Origin of the sequence: Bifidobacterium mongoliense DSM 21395 (assembly GCF_000741285.1) — a bacterium.
GTDB classification, from domain to species: domain Bacteria; phylum Actinomycetota; class Actinomycetes; order Actinomycetales; family Bifidobacteriaceae; genus Bifidobacterium; species Bifidobacterium mongoliense.
This window is the reverse complement of sequence record NZ_JGZE01000008.1, coordinates 10,937-25,354: the sequence shown is the minus strand read 5'-3', so window position 1 is coordinate 25,354 and position 14,418 is coordinate 10,937. Positions and strand designations below refer to the sequence as shown.

11 protein-coding genes and 1 pseudogene are annotated in these 14,418 nt (G+C 58.7%); 7 read left to right on the top strand and 5 right to left on the bottom strand.

Going from position 1 to position 14,418, the window contains the following annotated elements:
• The first annotated feature begins 62 nt into the window (after positions 1-62).
• On the top strand, positions 63-1,364 hold the full coding sequence (locus tag BMON_RS03505; protein ID WP_033513746.1) for a tyrosine-type recombinase/integrase: 1,302 nt from the start codon (positions 63-65) through the stop codon (positions 1,362-1,364).
• A gap of 56 nt (positions 1,365-1,420) precedes the next feature.
• Here BMON_RS03505 and BMON_RS03500 read toward each other — a convergent pair whose 3' ends face one another.
• Together BMON_RS03500 and BMON_RS09215 are read right to left on the bottom strand one after the other, a co-directional pair.
• A complete protein-coding gene (locus BMON_RS03500; protein ID WP_081882849.1) occupies positions 1,421-1,885 on the bottom strand; it encodes an ImmA/IrrE family metallo-endopeptidase in 465 nt (154 codons plus the stop codon).
• Positions 1,875-2,258 carry a helix-turn-helix transcriptional regulator gene (locus BMON_RS09215; protein WP_051917858.1) on the bottom strand — a complete coding sequence of 128 codons (384 nt, stop codon included), beginning with the start codon at positions 2,256-2,258 and terminating at the stop codon, positions 1,875-1,877. Before BMON_RS09215 ends, BMON_RS03500 begins: the two co-directional genes overlap by 11 nt.
• A gap of 101 nt (positions 2,259-2,359) precedes the next feature.
• Here BMON_RS09215 and BMON_RS09870 point away from each other — a divergent pair, with 101 nt between their 5' ends.
• From BMON_RS09870 to BMON_RS09865, 5 genes are all read left to right on the top strand, one after another.
• Entirely contained in the window at positions 2,360-2,650 is a 291-nt protein-coding gene (locus tag BMON_RS09870; protein ID WP_033513745.1) for a hypothetical protein, read from the top strand.
• Complete coding sequence (locus BMON_RS10105; protein ID WP_033513743.1) at positions 2,643-2,870, top strand: MerR family transcriptional regulator; 228 nt, start codon at positions 2,643-2,645, stop codon at positions 2,868-2,870. The genes BMON_RS09870 and BMON_RS10105 overlap by 8 nt, the downstream gene beginning before the upstream one ends.
• On the top strand, positions 2,867-3,091 hold the full coding sequence (locus BMON_RS03480) for a helix-turn-helix domain-containing protein (protein WP_051917857.1): 225 nt from the start codon (positions 2,867-2,869) through the stop codon (positions 3,089-3,091). Before BMON_RS10105 ends, BMON_RS03480 begins: the two co-directional genes overlap by 4 nt.
• Before the next feature lie 255 nt (positions 3,092-3,346).
• Positions 3,347-3,739: a hypothetical protein gene (locus tag BMON_RS09210; RefSeq protein WP_051917856.1), complete on the top strand. Its 393-nt coding sequence runs from the start codon at positions 3,347-3,349 to the stop codon at positions 3,737-3,739.
• Between the two features lie 130 nt (positions 3,740-3,869).
• Positions 3,870-4,721, top strand: a complete 852-nt coding sequence (locus BMON_RS09865) for a hypothetical protein (RefSeq protein WP_156098616.1) — start codon at positions 3,870-3,872, stop codon at positions 4,719-4,721.
• Here BMON_RS09865 and BMON_RS03475 read toward each other — a convergent pair.
• Positions 4,645-5,831, bottom strand: a pseudogene (locus BMON_RS03475) (IS256 family transposase). The gene BMON_RS09865 and the pseudogene BMON_RS03475 overlap by 77 nt on opposite strands.
• A 357-nt stretch (positions 5,832-6,188) precedes the next feature.
• Here BMON_RS03475 and BMON_RS09860 point away from each other — a divergent pair.
• Entirely contained in the window at positions 6,189-7,046 is an 858-nt protein-coding gene (locus BMON_RS09860) for a mannosyltransferase YkcB-related protein (RefSeq protein ID WP_033513612.1), read from the top strand.
• Positions 7,047-7,181: 135 nt separating this feature from the next.
• On the opposite strand, the gene BMON_RS03465 is transcribed toward BMON_RS09860, so the two are convergent.
• Together BMON_RS03465 and BMON_RS09205 are read right to left on the bottom strand one after the other, a co-directional pair.
• A complete protein-coding gene (locus BMON_RS03465; protein ID WP_161786351.1) occupies positions 7,182-9,194 on the bottom strand; it encodes a glycoside hydrolase family 3 protein in 2,013 nt (670 codons plus the stop codon).
• 92 nt (positions 9,195-9,286) lie between these two features.
• Positions 9,287-14,401 carry a carbohydrate-binding protein gene (locus tag BMON_RS09205; RefSeq protein ID WP_081882845.1) on the bottom strand — a complete coding sequence of 1,705 codons (5,115 nt, stop codon included), beginning with the start codon at positions 14,399-14,401 and terminating at the stop codon, positions 9,287-9,289.
• Positions 14,402-14,418: the final 17 nt, after the last annotated feature.

Sequence of the window (14,418 nt, the reverse complement as noted above, 5' to 3'; positions counted from 1 at the left end):
CCTGTTTGGCGTGGTAATTCATGTGGTAAAAGCAGCATGGTTAACGGATACAGGGAGATTTTATGACTCGGAGATTCGGTACGCTTCGGCATAAGAGCAATCGGACGAGCGCGTGGATAGAGGCGAGTTATCTGACGCCCTTCTGGGCGTTCGACAAGTGGCCTGGATTAAGGGAGCGCCAGTATGCGAGCTTCGACATTGATGACGAGGCCGGTGCGCTGGTGTGGCTCAGGGATGCCAAACTTCGTATCGACGCCCATTCATGGCAGCCTGAAAGGGAGATCCTTCGGGAGCAGCAGCGCCGCTCGTTGACCTTCGCCCAATACTTTGAACAATGGCTGGGTCTGCGACGCACCCGGTCGGGCGACCAACTCCAGGCAGGCACGGTCTACAGGATACGCAAGGACGCGACGAACCATATCCTCCCGTTTTTCGGCAAACGACGCTTGGCCGAGATCACGAGCCGTGATGTGGATCGGTGGTGGGACGGGTTGGATCATTCGCAGCGCAGCATGTGCATCAATGCGCTCAAAGTGCTCAAGAGCGTGTTGGCATCCGCCAGCAGTCCCGGGCCCGATGGGGAAAGCCCAATGATTCCCAGGAATCCCTGCACCATCATGACGCCATCGCAGCGACGCAACACCGAGACGGTGCCCGCCACGATCGCACAGGTACGCATGATATACGAGGCCATGCCCGAACGGTACCGTGCAGCGGTGTACATCGCCGTGTTCTGCAACGGCCCTCGTATCGGTGAGATCTGCGCGCTCACCAGAAGCAGCATCGATCTGGACCATATGGTGCTTCACATTCGCTCGAGCCGCAAGACCATTGGACCGGAACTGATCGGCAGCACCAAAACCGAGCACAGTGAACGTGACGAGAACATACCTCCACAATTGAAACCAATGATGGAGACGCTACTCGACCTTACCGGTCCCGAAACCGGCGCTTTTATTTTCCCCGGCGTCAATGACCATTCGGCCCCGCTGCACCCCAATACACTCAGGGGCTGGTACGACAAGGCCCGAATCCAGGCGGGACGCAAGGATCTTCGTTTCCACGATCTGCGTCATACGGCGTTAACATTGCTGGCCCAGCAGGGTGCGACGGTGCGTGAGATCATGGATGCGGCCGGTCATTCGGATCCACAGACAGCTATGCGTTATCAGCACAGTGTCCAGTCGGGGTCAAGGGACCTCGCGCAGCAGATAGGCTCGCTCATTCCCGGTGAGGATACAGTCGAGTCGCTGCGTTCCCGTATACGGGATAACGATCAACGCATACAGGAACTCAAGCAGCAGAACGAGCAACTGACGATACGGCTCACCGCTGTTATGAGGCAAGCTGAAAAACTCAAATAAACACGGGGACGGACTCGATCCTCCCCTCAACTCTCATGTGTGCTGCATGAGCGGGTTCAGATTCGGTACAGTGTGTTTTGCCGTTGGCCCGCCATGTCTTGGCTCATTGCCAGGTAGGTACGGAAGTCCTCGATGACCTGCACGGTGACGTCCAGCTCGCAGGCGATGGCGTAGGCGTCACCGTCGTATTCGTTCTCGGCGAGGGCGTATTCGCACGGTCGTATGAGTTTGGATGCGGTTTCCATGCGGGCATGACGCTCGATCTTCGAACCTAGGGTTCCCGAACAGGTTTCGTCGGCGTGCTCCCAGTGCACGAGTTCGTGCGCCAGGGTGCAGCGTTGCTGGGCACTGATGAGCCGCTGGTCGATGAGGATGAGCTTCGTTGCTTCATCGTATATTCCGGTGAGATTCCCGGGAAGCAGCGTGTTGACGACACTCACACCGAGGTGCTCGGTGTCGTTGATGATCTGCGTGTATGCCCGGTGCAGGAAATCGGGGAGGATGCGCCTGTTATCGTCCATCGCCGCCTGCCGCCTCAGCCCATTTGTTCGGGTCGTGCGATGCCGCGAGCCTGACATCATGGTTGCCTATCTTGTTGAGCACGTATGCTGTTTTGTCCGCTTCGGAAAGTTCGCTGGGCCGCGGCTCCCCCAGGGTGACGGGTCCCCGCTGGTCGCGTTCGATGAACGCTTCGGCGGATTGGATGAGTTCGTGGGGGTAGACGCCGAACACCTCGGCGAGTTGGGCGAGTTGGATGACCTTGATGTCACGCTCGTTCTTGAGGATGCGGATCAGGGTGCGTTCGGGAACGCCCGAGCGTTCCGCGAGGCGTTTGATCGTCAGCCCCGCCGCCGATCGTTCGGATGCTATGGTCTTCGCTGTAGCTTCGTTCATGTCCATATGGACACTCTATAACACTGAACAGTCATTATCAAGCACTTTATGGGCACTTGCGATATTGACATACTGCCTGTTTGGGCATTAAAATGTCTTTCATGGACAGTTCAAGTTTCGCGACACTCGTCGCGCATCATGTCGCGGCGGTCATCATCCGGTCGGGCACTTCCATGCTGCGCGCCTCGCAACTGACGGGGATCCCTCGGGTGACTTTGATACGCCGCCTGCGGTTCCCCTCCACGTCACCGTTCGATGTACATGAGCTGGAGATGCTGGCGCGAGCCTTCCACGTCGACATCAAGACCCTGGTAAGCCCCGATACGACAGGGGAAGAGGCGAGCGTTCAGGTCACGGATACGCGTCTGCGCGGAGAGGGCGATCATGAGTAGCGGTGGCGGGTTCGTGCCGAAGTGGGTGAATCTGAGTGAGGCATCGACCATGCTGGGCATGGATCGTCGCCAGATCCTCAAGCTCGGCAGGGAGGGCGTGCTGCGCGTATGCCAGCCCTCACGCCAGTATCGAGTGTCCACGGACAGCATCGAGCATCTGGACGAACGGCTCACCGAGGTGCGCAGCACCACGCGGATCCATCGCCGGCGACGCTCATGAGTCTGCGCAGCATGCTGTGGGCGTTGAACGATGCGCCCACGGGCAAGGATGCGACCGCGAAGGTCATCCTGATCGCCTTGGGTGATTACGCCAATCCCGACGGCACCGGCGCCTACCCCAGTCTGGCGACACTGTCCCGGATCGCCGAGGTGTCACGCCGCACGGTGCAGTACAAGCTGCGTCTGCTGGAACGGTTGGGAGCGATACACCACGGCGACTAGCAGCTCGCCTCATACCTGCTCGGCAACCATCGCCCCACGGTATGGGACCTGAACCTGCAAGTCACGAGACACACAGTGGATAGCACGACCGTTACGGGTGCAGATCCTGCACCCGTGGATGTCCGCAGGGATGCAGAAAGCGCTGTCCAGGGATGCAATCACAACCCCGTAGACATGCAACACGGTGCGCACGAACCACATAACCCGACCAATAACCCGAGTGAGAGACTCCCCCACCGCCGTCTCCGACCCACGATGAGCGGGATCGGCGATTGGCGGCCCGATGATACGCACCAGACTCTCGCCACCACGCTTGGCTTGGACTGCGATGGCGAATATGCGAAATTCCGTGACCGATGTCTCTCCTCGGCACAGGTCAGTGCCGACTGGGACGCGAGTTTCCGCAACTGGCTCAGACGCGGCCATGAACTCAACCTCACGATCAAGGCCCGCCACCCATCCGACCACGCCCACACGCACACCTGGAAATGCAAGCACGTGCTCGCCTTGCTGCGCAGGGACGAGGAGAACGCCACCCCCGACGGTCTCGCGGTCACCCTGGCCAAACTGTTGAACACCGGCATCACCGGCATCCAGGCACTGCAACGGTTGGGCCTGCCGACTGACGATGACCTATCCACGCCATGACATGTCCGCACGCACGACGAACACCAATTGTGCCCCCGTTACCGCGGATCTCTTTTGCCGGATGAACGCGATAGCAGAGGCCTGTTAGGGCAACCCATAAGGGGCTGCCCCTTCATGATAAGGGAAGAATATGAGGAATTGGAAGAAGGGTGCGACCGTAGCTGCTGCTGTGATCGCGGCGCTTTCCACGCTCGTTTCACCACTGGCCTACGCCGATGGCGGCGGCGGATCAGGTGGCGGCGGCACAGGCTCGGGCGGTGACGGTCAGATCAGTTTCGCCTATCGCGACAGCTTTGGCGCTCCCACGCTGGCCAACGTGGACGTTGCGTTGGCGAGCATGGGTCTGACTTCGTACAACGATGCCACGCATCCTGCGGATGCATCAGCGAACACGGCGTTGTCGAGTGCGGTGAGTGAATGCCAGTCCCGTTATGCCGCGAAGCACGATGGCAGCACGGATGCGGGATGTCGTCTGGTCAGTGTCGGCGCGGTTTCCACCGATGGTGTCTATACCGGCAGTACCGGTGGATTTAATACATCTCAGTGGGCGTCTGCATGGAATGCGGTCACCCAGGGGAAGACCTACTCGTATGAGGGTGTCGGCTATCAGACGACCACTCCATTCTCCGACGGTGTGACCACGATCAATGGGCTGGTCGCCCGTGAGGCCGCGAAGTCTCCTGGCATCATCGTGATCGTGTTGTCCAGCGACGAGCCTCCGGTGGCTTATAATCTGTCGGTTTGCACGAAGCAGTCGTCGCCGGCGTCGATGAAGGTGGGTTCCACCGCTGCGGTGCATGACGTGATCACCACGTCCAATAATGGTTCCTCATTAAGTGAGAACCTGTCGGCGGGTAGTGCCCGGAATCTTGCGCAAATTGTTTCTGCCTGTCATGGCACGATGTTCAACTCGCTTCCTGTATGGTGTCGTGAAGTCGGGACATGTCCAGGTAGCGTCGGGCCGACCAGTCGTTGGCGGTGACGTATCTGATTCTGGCGCTGATGAGCATCAAGGCGCTCCTGCCGTCGGGGAAGCTGCCGACCACGCGGGTTCTCCTGCGGATCTCCCGGTTCAGCCGTTCGATCATGTTGTTGGTGCGGATGCGCCTGCGATGCTCGACCGGATAGCTTTCCATCAGGTACGTGGTCGTTTCATCGATGCCCTCACGCAGGCACTTGGCGGCCTCTCTGAGTTTCCTCTCCTCCAACTCGGAGGCGACCTGCCCGGCCTTGGTCAACGCCGATCCGCGTGATTCCATGGCGAAGATCGCTTTCAGCGCGTCGGCGGCCCACCGGGTGTGCCTGGGACTGACCTTGGCGAGCACGTTGCGCATGAAGTGCACCATACAGCGTTGGTAGCGCGCTTCGGGCAGGAGCTCGCCGACCGTCGAGACAAGACCGGCGCACCGGTCTCCGGTCACCATGCGTACGCCGATAAGCCCACGCGAGATGAGCGAGGAAACGAAGGAACGCCAGGATTGCGTGTCTTCCTTCATGCCCTCGGCCACCCCGATCACCTCCCGATGCCCATCCATACCAATGCCGATCGCCACGAGCACACTGACGTTCTCCACGGCACCACCCCATGAGCGTTTATGCCAGACCCCGTCCATGAACACGTACGGGTAGGGCTGGGATAGCGGGCGCTCACGCCACTGGTCGATCTGCGCATACACCTTCTTCAACTGATCCGACAGGGTCTGGGACGGCATCCTTTCACCCCACAGGGCCTGGCTGATGTCGTCGACCCGACGGGTGGAGACACCCGCCAGATACATGTCGATCAGCGCTTCCTCGACCGACTCCTCGCGGCGACGGTAGCGTTCGATAACCGCCGACTCGAAGACCGCCCCCTTGAGCTTGGGCACCCTCACCGCCATCTTTCCGGCCTTGAGTGTCAGTTCACGCTCGTAATGACCGGCACGATACGCCTTCCTGCCACCGGAGCGCTCGTAGCGTGCGGCACCGGTGATCTCGTCGGCCTGAAGCGTCCAGCATCCGGCCCACGGATCTCGGTGACCTTCTGGGTGACCATGCGATCCAATTGGGTCTCGAACATGGCTTGGTTGACTTGTATGATTGTATCGGGCATGGTTCTGTCGCCTGCTTTTCTAGAGCGGTTAATGGTCTGGCGACTGAAATCGTACACAGGTGACAAGCCATGCTCCACCACCTCAAAAAGCACCCACCAATTTGCGCAAAAAACCGGACGTTATCATGATGGTTGAACGATTGGGTTTTCCTGCCACCTTCCACTCTGGCACAACCCGCTACGAGTCAAACCGGAAGCGTTCTCGCTCACGCCTCGCTTTCGCCCACGGGGATCAAACAGCGTATCCCCTTGGGCTTCGCTCCCCGTGTTCTCGCCCACACGCGGTGTGACTCTCCGCTTTCCGTTGTGCCGCCATTCCAGGCGTCAGGAAAACAGTCGGGAGTGAAAGGACCACCAATGACCAGCATCACAACGCCATCCAAGAGCCAAAGCACGGAGGATTACGCGCCCACGGTGCAACGGCTCATGCGCCTCGGCCAAGAGGAACATATCCCCGACAAGGGCATGAACCAGTGGTGCTTTACCGATGGCGTGGAGCAAATCGAGTTCGACCATGAGCAGTTCACCAGAACAACGACAAAGCGGTTCATGCCCGCCATTGAGTACCGTTCCAACACACGATACCTGTACCGTCTGCCCGATTACAGCGTCGTCGTGCTGTGGACGCCGGCGGATTACACCGAGTTCGATACGTATGCGGGCGGCATCACGGTACCCGATGGATACGAACTGTGGATAAACAACGAATGGCTCGTATTGAGCAACGGCATCAGCATCGAGATTGACGAAGTGGATCGCTCGCTGCGCAGGGACAACCCCATCGCGGCCGACTTCATCGCCGTGCTCAACTCCGGCTACAAGAAGGGCGGCGGCTCAATGGGCGGCATGGGTATGGGCGGCAGCTCTGCAAGTTCCAAAATCGTCTCGATGCTGGAGCAGTCGTCAAGCTCGTATCGATGGGCAGCCGCAACCACCGGTTCGCAGAACGCGGCCAGCTATCAGTTGGCTTCGCAGAAAGCGGTCATGGCCATCGGCGGTTTCAATGGCTCGGACCCGGCACCCACTCTCAAACAGTTCAAGGAATATGTGCAGCAAGGACTGATTCATTACTACATCGCCAGCTCGTCCGGAGGAGGCACGCAGATGGGAGGTTCGGGCTCCGCTTCCGAGATATCCTCCTGGGTCGCCGAACACTACACCGCAACCACCGTGGATGTAGTGACCGTGTACGACCTATCCGCCGAAGCCTCCTGAGGGCGTGTGGAAGCATCTGGTCCGAGTGTTCAAAGCATGTTCTGCGTACCGCAAGTATGCACATATCCGCCAGGCCCCGCTTCAGGCGAATATTCGGCGAAGCAGGGCCTGGCGGATGCCTATATGCTCGGCCGCTTATTCAGAACGCGAGGTCTTGCTCAAACCGTAGCCATACGGGAAGAGCACCTTGGATGCGTCGGTGAATTTGACGGGGATGTCCTGCGAATCCTTTGGCCAGGTCGTGGTGAGATGCCCCTGAAAATCCTTGGACGACAGCAGGATATCAGCCACCCCTTCGCCCTCAGAACCAGGCAGTCCCGCCATCACCAGCGCATCCACCTGTGCCAGCTGGGGCGTGATGGTCAATGCGCGGCCGCTGGTGAGCACCAGCACAATCGGCAGATTCGGATGCTGCTGGCGGATGGTCGCAATGGTGTTCGCATCCTCTTGTTGAAGTGTCAGCTGATTTGCTTCCCTGTCACCCGCGTATTCCGCGTATGGAGTCTCCCCCGCGACCACTATTGCCGCTTCGTAGTCATCGCTCTGGAATATCCCGTCTTTTGCCAGGTCAACAGTGTTGCCCTGTTCTGCCGCCGCACGCTGCAATCCCTGATAGATGGTCGTACCGGCAGTGATGTTCCCCGGCGATCCCTGCCAACTAATCGTCCACCCGCCGCTCTGCATACCGATGTCATCCGCCGAGGAACCCGCAACCACGATGTTCTTCATGGAGGGCAGGTCGGCCATCAGCGTGGAGGCACCCTGTTGCGTCGTCGAATTTTTCAGCAGGGTGAGCGATTCGGCAACCGCTTTGCGTGCCACGGCACGATGGTCCTGGCTGCCGAACTGCGCCAGCAAAGCCTGGTTCGAGTAGGCTGACTCAGGGTGCTGCAGCAACCCCATGCTCTCTTTGGCGTTGAGAATACGCGTTGCCGCATCATTGACTCGTTCGATGGGAATGTCACCGTTGTTGACCCCATCGATTATGGCTTCACGCGCAGCCACCCATTTTGGTTGAGTACCTTGGCTCCCATCGACCATCAGCATATCCACGCCGGCGTTCACCGATGCCGCGACCTTCTGAGCGTAGCTGAGACTACCCTCTATCTGGTCGACACCGTTGTAGTCGGTGACCACGATTCCGGTGAATCCGAGCTCGTTCTTCAACACTCCTGTGAGCAATGCGGCATTGCCATGGCATTTCACGCCACCGATGCTGTTATACGAGACCATCACGGAAGCCACCGCATCCTGCACTGCCGAGCGATAGGGGACAAGCAGCTCACTGTGCAGTATTCTCTGAAACTCCGCACTGTTATAGTCCAGCGGCACATCCCCCTGGTTCTTGCCGTTGGCGGTAATGCCCTCGCCTATGAAATGCTTGGCGGTCGCCATGACGCTCCCCTGGTCGGACAAGGATCCGGTACCTTTCGCACCTCGTTGCGACCCTTCAATGTAGGCTGAGCCAAGCTTGGAGACCAGCTCGGCATTCTCACCGTAGGTCTCGTAGCTTCGACCCCACCGTTCGTTCTTGGGGATTCCCAGAGTCGGAGTGAAGGCCCAGTTCGCACCCGTCGCACGGACCTCCTGAGCGGTTATCGCTCCGATTTCTCGAACGAGATCAGCATCGCCGGTCTGTCCGAGATTCACATTGTGCGGGAAAATCGTTGCATCAAGCACATTATTGTTCCCATGCACCGCATCGACGCCGTACAGCAACGGCACTCCGTAGTCTTCGATAATGGCCTTCTGATAGGCATCGGCACGCTGAGCCCAGTCCTGGGCGGTATTCCCGGTGGACGGAGCGGCTCCGCCACCACTGAGAATCGAACCGATATGGTACTGGGCAGCTTGTTCCGGCGTGATGCTCCGGGTATCCGGCTGCATCATCTGCCCGACTTTGTCCTCCAACGACATGCCGTTGAGGAGAGCCTTGACGCGCTCCCCATTCGGTGCAACCGCCGCCGAAGCAATCTGGGACTGCTGGGCTACCGGTGCTGCCATGCCGACCAGCGTATTGGCAGCTGCCGTGCTTAGACCAATTGATGTCGCGCCGACGACCACCGCTGCTAGTGCCACGGTAATCCGTTGTTTCGCCCGACGCCTTCCAAGTGTATTCATCATGCGTATTCCAATCTCAGTATTCATCTGCATCATTGAAGATGGTTTGCTAACGATGCCGCTGCGGCAATGCCGCCGGGATGAGCGAATTCATTGGCGCTCATCCCGGCGGTATCGACCTAGCGGCGCCCGGACTTTCCTCGCGCCTTCAGCAACGCTCCGCTTGCCCCGACCGCCAGCATGAGCGCAATCACCACAGGAGCGATTCCCGCTCCGGTTTTGGCCAGCCAGCCTGAGTGCTTTCCGGCTGCGCCAGATTCCTTCGACTTCTGAGGGGTTTTGCCGTCGTTGTTATGCTGACTGCCGTTGTCCGTACCGCTGCCGTCATTCGGCTTCGCAGCACCGCCACCGTTGCCACCGTTGCCACCGTTGTCACCGCCGTTACCACCATCGTTGCCACCGGGTATATCCTCCAGAAGCATGTCGTCGATGGCGCTGCGCAGCGAATCGGCGGCAGCGTCCACTTCGACCTGCGTGGCGTCCTTATTGCCCAGTGTGGATTTACCGGCGGCAATAGCCGCATCCAAAGCCTGTTTGCTCGCTTCGGTATACCGCTTTCCCTCAGGAGCCTGCAACTGTTCAGCCTGCTGTATCAACGCCTGCAGTGCAGCGGTATCGACCTTGGGTGGTTCCGGTGTGGGTTCGGCGTCGCTGAGAAGCGTCAGATTCACATACTTGGAGTTCAACGAAGGAACGGTTGACGATACGCGCAGGGTATGCACGCCTTTACCCAACTCGAAGGAAGCGAGGGCTGTCGTCGAGTATGAGGCATCACCATAATTCGGCACGGTCACCCGCGTGAGCTCCGTAACCGAGCCGTCGGCGGCGACGTCACTGAGCGTCAACGCAGCTCCCGATGTCGCCGTGGAGGCTTTGGCGCTGAACTGATAGCGGCCGGCACTCGCGGCATCCACACGGTACTCCTGATAGGAATCCTTGTCACCCCAGGCGATGGATGCGTCGCCTGACGCGTCGCGGATGCCCCACCCCTTGTCGTTCGAACCGCCGATCGCATCACCCGGCTGCAGACGAACCTGGCCCGCAGACCCTTGAACCTTGCCGATGTCATGTACGGCGACCGGCTGCAGATTCAGTTTCCAGACGCTCACGTTTTCGGCGTCCAAGGAGACGCGCAGGGTTTGCTTTCCCTCCTTGAGATGCACCAGAGTCTTACGCGCACCCGTGGTCGCCGGAGCTCCGGTGGCCGGAAAGCTCACCGGGGTGTCCGACATTGCGGAACCGGAGATGGTTATGGCTTCGGGCACCGATTTGCCATTCGACCAGAAACCGTAATCCAAGGTGTAGTCCCCCTCGTTGGCCACGTCCAGATAGAAGGCCTGGTAATTCCCCTTCACCGGACCATGTTCCAGACTGCCTTGATGGTCGTAGGACTTATCCTCGCCGAGTGCCACGGCTTTGTCGGAGACGGGTATGGTCTCAAGTGTCTGAGCGAGTGTGAAAACGAGGCTGCGATAGTTGATGCCGGTCCCTTGCGTCGTAACTCGCAGGGTATGCCTGCCGGGGTTCAACGTAAGACGGAGTTTCTGCACACCATACCCATCCCAACCCGTATTGGGTATCGTGAGTTCCCCGCTTTGACCGACCGTCCCTCCATCGAGCACCTGGAGATGCGCAATGGCACCGTCACCACCGCTGGCGGCCTCCATGGCGATGTCATACACTCCTCCTTCATCCACATTGATCTCATAATCCTGATAGGAGCCGACCTCGCCCCACCCGATATTGCTGGGATTCGAGCCTTGGATACCCCAGACCTTGTCTGTTGAGGCGTGATCCACGTCCTCAGGAGTTATCGTGCTGGAATTGGACCCGCCTGCAATCTGGCTGACGGAGGAAGGCTTGATTCTCAGATTCCACATGCTTGCGCCCTCGGCGTTCAACTCGAAGCGCAGTGTCTGCTGGCCTTTGGCAAGGTGCAAACCGAGTTTGTAATCGCCAAAACCATTGTAGAGATTCGGAATCGAGATGCTTGCGAGATTATCGATTGCCAGTCCCATGCCACCGCTCATTTTGAAGGCATTCGGTACCTGTCCGTTATCCCACATGCTGAAGGTGACCACGTAGTCGCCTTCCTGGGGAACATCGAGGTAGTAATCCTGATAGTCGCCTCTGGTCGCCCCATCGCTGAGGCTCGCGGACCCCCGGTAGGGCTTGTTCTGCTCCGTACCCAGCGATATTTCGGAGTTGCCCAGGGCGATTGCCGAGGGTTTCTCATCGCTACCCGTGAATCTCAACGCAACCTGAAGGGGGCCACCTCCGTCGCTATCGTCGTACGCCGCTGCGGCAAGAGTGAAATCGCCCTGCAAATCGCCGTACATGGCCTGCTCGGACCATTGAAGCTTCACGATCAACGTATGCGGGTCGCTCACCTCGACGGAAGCTATGGAGACGTACTTGGCGATTTCACCGCTTAGGGTGCCTGCACCCTGCTTGGTGGCTGCGGAATTGAAGGTACCGCCATCAATGGTTATGCGCGTTTCCCCGGCACGGTACGCCACGGCAGCGGGTGCCGAAAGCGTCTCCGGGTCATCAATCGCCGTGAAGGTAATGGGAGCTCGCAGCACATCGTCCGGAGTGCCGTCGTATTGACTGGAGGACACGTTCAAGTATGCGGTGATATTACTGTCGAAGTCCACATCGGCTTCGGTGGTGAATGTCAGCTGCGCATGCATATCGTCCACTCGTGCAACGGTGTATTCGACTCCACTCGGAGCGCCGGTCAACCGCCATTGCGCGGTATCCAAATCATGGGACCACGCGCCCTGAAGCAGCGCGACCTCGACTACGGCACCCTTCAATGAGGATTCACGCAGTACAGGCTGCGAGACGGATACGGCGTTCCCGAAAAGCAGACCCCCGAATTCGTCGCCGCTGTTGGAGAGCCTGACCCTTATCGTTTGCCGTCCGGCAGCAAGCTCCACTTCGGCATTCTTGCCATACGCAATGCGCAAGCCTACCGGCGTCTGCCCGCCCTCGGCATCGACCGTATAGAGATCGATGCCGCCATCTTCGGCGCCCGTGCCGTCTGATGCGCCTTCGACGGAAACCTTCTGTTTGCCGCCACGAGTCACGTCGACCACGTAATCGAGATAGGCACCTTTCCGCAAGGCCTGGGCGTTGTCGGAAACCACGGCGATACCGCTGCGATCGGCATAGTTGCCTGTTCCCAGTTGGCCCGGAACCGGCTGAGCATCGGGGGCCACCTCAAATGAGATTCCCAGAAAATCGACGCCGCCCTTGGGGAAGGCGAGTTTCAACGATTGAATCCCCTTATTCAGAGTGATGAAGGTCTGCGTAGTGGAAGCCTCAGCATTCGCAGCGGAATAATGGGCCGTACCCAGTAAGCCTCCGGCATTGGCTATGCTGATCGGAACGTCCTGTGCATCCTCGCGAGAGGCCTTGACCTTGTATCGGACCTTGTACGTTCCTGCAGAACGCACATTCACCAGATACTCGACCGAACTGGATTCGTCCAGTCCGGTGATACCGTTGTCGCTCTTCTCACCACCGCCGCTGAGGTTGGCGTCCGCAAGGGAGATGTCAGAGGTGATGTCTTTCAGTCTGCTGCCGTCGATCGGGCTCCACTGGTAGGTGGCAACCTGTTTCGCCGGTACCTGCGACACGAATTGAGCCCCGTTGTTCACCGCGGTAAAGCTTTGCTCCTTATCGGATTGATTAACGACGACCATCGTCACCACACCGGTCCTGGGATTCTTGAATGCCACGTTCGTGAGTGTCGCCGCGCTGCCGTTCGTACTGTCGATACGCACATCACCTGGCCTGACATAACGGGAGAATTGCGACGTGAGATACACCTCGGGAGTGGCTACCACGTCATTGGCGTCAGCGGCGTTCTGTATGAAGGGAGTCGGATCCGGAGTCCCTACCCAATGATGGGTTTTGCCTTGACTGTCGAGCATCGAGACCCAACTGTTGTAGCTTTGCGAACCATTGCGGAACCAATCCACCATCCAGTTCGAGCCGGTGGTTCCCCACCAGGAACGTTCGGTCAGGTGGATGCTTTTATCTGCCTCGCTTGCCGCCAAAGCCCCCATCGTCGCTGGCACCCCGCCATAGGGGTGGAAGGCGAGGCCATCAACGTTCTTCCAATCCTCCGGATATTGCTTCATCTCCGCGACAAAAGCGTCTGCACCGTCAAAATTATGGTCGTACGCCCACACCTTCACATCACGCTGCGACGCGTTCAACACCGTGCTTCGCGTCAGCTCGGACTTAATCGCAGTGGCAAGTTTGACCTCTTGCGTACCGGTCATGTGGTTGCTTGGATAGTTGATTTCCAGCAGCGGTTCGTTCTGCAATGTGAGTGCGGAGATGGGGATTCCCTCCTTGCTGTATTCCTCCACGTATCTGACGAGATATTTGGCGTAGTCGTTGGTGTAGGCGCTGTTGAAATCACCGCCTTTCAACAGCAATGAGTTGTCAGGATAAGACTGGCTTGATACGGTCGGGGTCTTCATCCATCCCGGTGCCGTCCAGGGAGAGGCGAAAAAGCTGACATCGACCCCCAATTCCGCCGCCTGCTGCTGAATGGCATGGGCAAAGTCGATGATATGTTCGTCGCGGTCCTGCTGGATGCTGAAACCGTTCGTGCCGTCGCCGTCCCAGTTGGGAGCCGCGCCGTTCAGCGAGGCATTGGGTGCATCGTAATAGGTGTAGAAGTTCTTATCGGTGAAATCAGAGGTACCGATGGTCAAGCGGAAGGAGTTGAGCCCCACGCCGTTCACCGGATCCAGCATCGTCTTGATGAAACTGCGCCGGTGCGCCTCGTCCATCTTCCACCAATTGCCCACGGTGGAGCCGTCGACAGACGTCCCCATGCCTGTGATGCTTTGGTAGCTCTTCTGATCGTTCACCACGATTGTGCTGCCGGAATCGTCTGAACGCACATTCGTCAGATCGATCTTCGGCTGTTGCGCATTCTTGGCTGAGATACTCCAATTCGGTTTGCTCGCAGTGCTGTCTTTGAGATTCCAGTACCAACCCGAATCCTGTGAATGTTCGGACGATGATGTCGTCATACTCACGGCATCCCGGGCGATGACGCCCTCGGCTTCGTCTGCCGAAGCCGGGCTAATCACCGACAGCGCCACGACGCCCGATACCAAAGCCGCGACGATTTTCGCAGCTGTGGGCACGCTTTTCCTTGTGATCAAGACTTGTCCTTTCTGAATATCATGCACGACGATGTGCATGATGCGGTATGGCGCGT

Excerpts from the sequence above, each read along its gene's own strand:
- BMON_RS09215 (WP_051917858.1), bottom strand. The coding sequence starts at position 2,258 with ATGAACGAAGCTACAGCGAAGACCATAGCATCCGAACGATCGGCGGCG.
- BMON_RS09210 (WP_051917856.1), top strand. The coding sequence starts at position 3,347 with ATGAGCGGGATCGGCGATTGGCGGCCCGATGATACGCACCAGACTCTC.
- BMON_RS03465 (WP_161786351.1), bottom strand. The coding sequence starts at position 9,194 with ATGAATACTGAGATTGGAATACGCATGATGAATACACTTGGAAGGCGT.
- BMON_RS09205 (WP_081882845.1), bottom strand. The coding sequence starts at position 14,401 with ATGCACATCGTCGTGCATGATATTCAGAAAGGACAAGTCTTGATCACA.
- BMON_RS09870 (WP_033513745.1), top strand. The coding sequence starts at position 2,360 with ATGGACAGTTCAAGTTTCGCGACACTCGTCGCGCATCATGTCGCGGCG.
- BMON_RS09865 (WP_156098616.1), top strand. The coding sequence starts at position 3,870 with ATGAGGAATTGGAAGAAGGGTGCGACCGTAGCTGCTGCTGTGATCGCG.
- BMON_RS03505 (WP_033513746.1), top strand. The coding sequence starts at position 63 with ATGACTCGGAGATTCGGTACGCTTCGGCATAAGAGCAATCGGACGAGC.
- BMON_RS09860 (WP_033513612.1), top strand. The coding sequence starts at position 6,189 with ATGACCAGCATCACAACGCCATCCAAGAGCCAAAGCACGGAGGATTAC.
- BMON_RS03480 (WP_051917857.1), top strand. The coding sequence starts at position 2,867 with ATGAGTCTGCGCAGCATGCTGTGGGCGTTGAACGATGCGCCCACGGGC.
- BMON_RS03500 (WP_081882849.1), bottom strand. The coding sequence starts at position 1,885 with ATGGACGATAACAGGCGCATCCTCCCCGATTTCCTGCACCGGGCATAC.
- BMON_RS10105 (WP_033513743.1), top strand. The coding sequence starts at position 2,643 with ATGAGTAGCGGTGGCGGGTTCGTGCCGAAGTGGGTGAATCTGAGTGAG.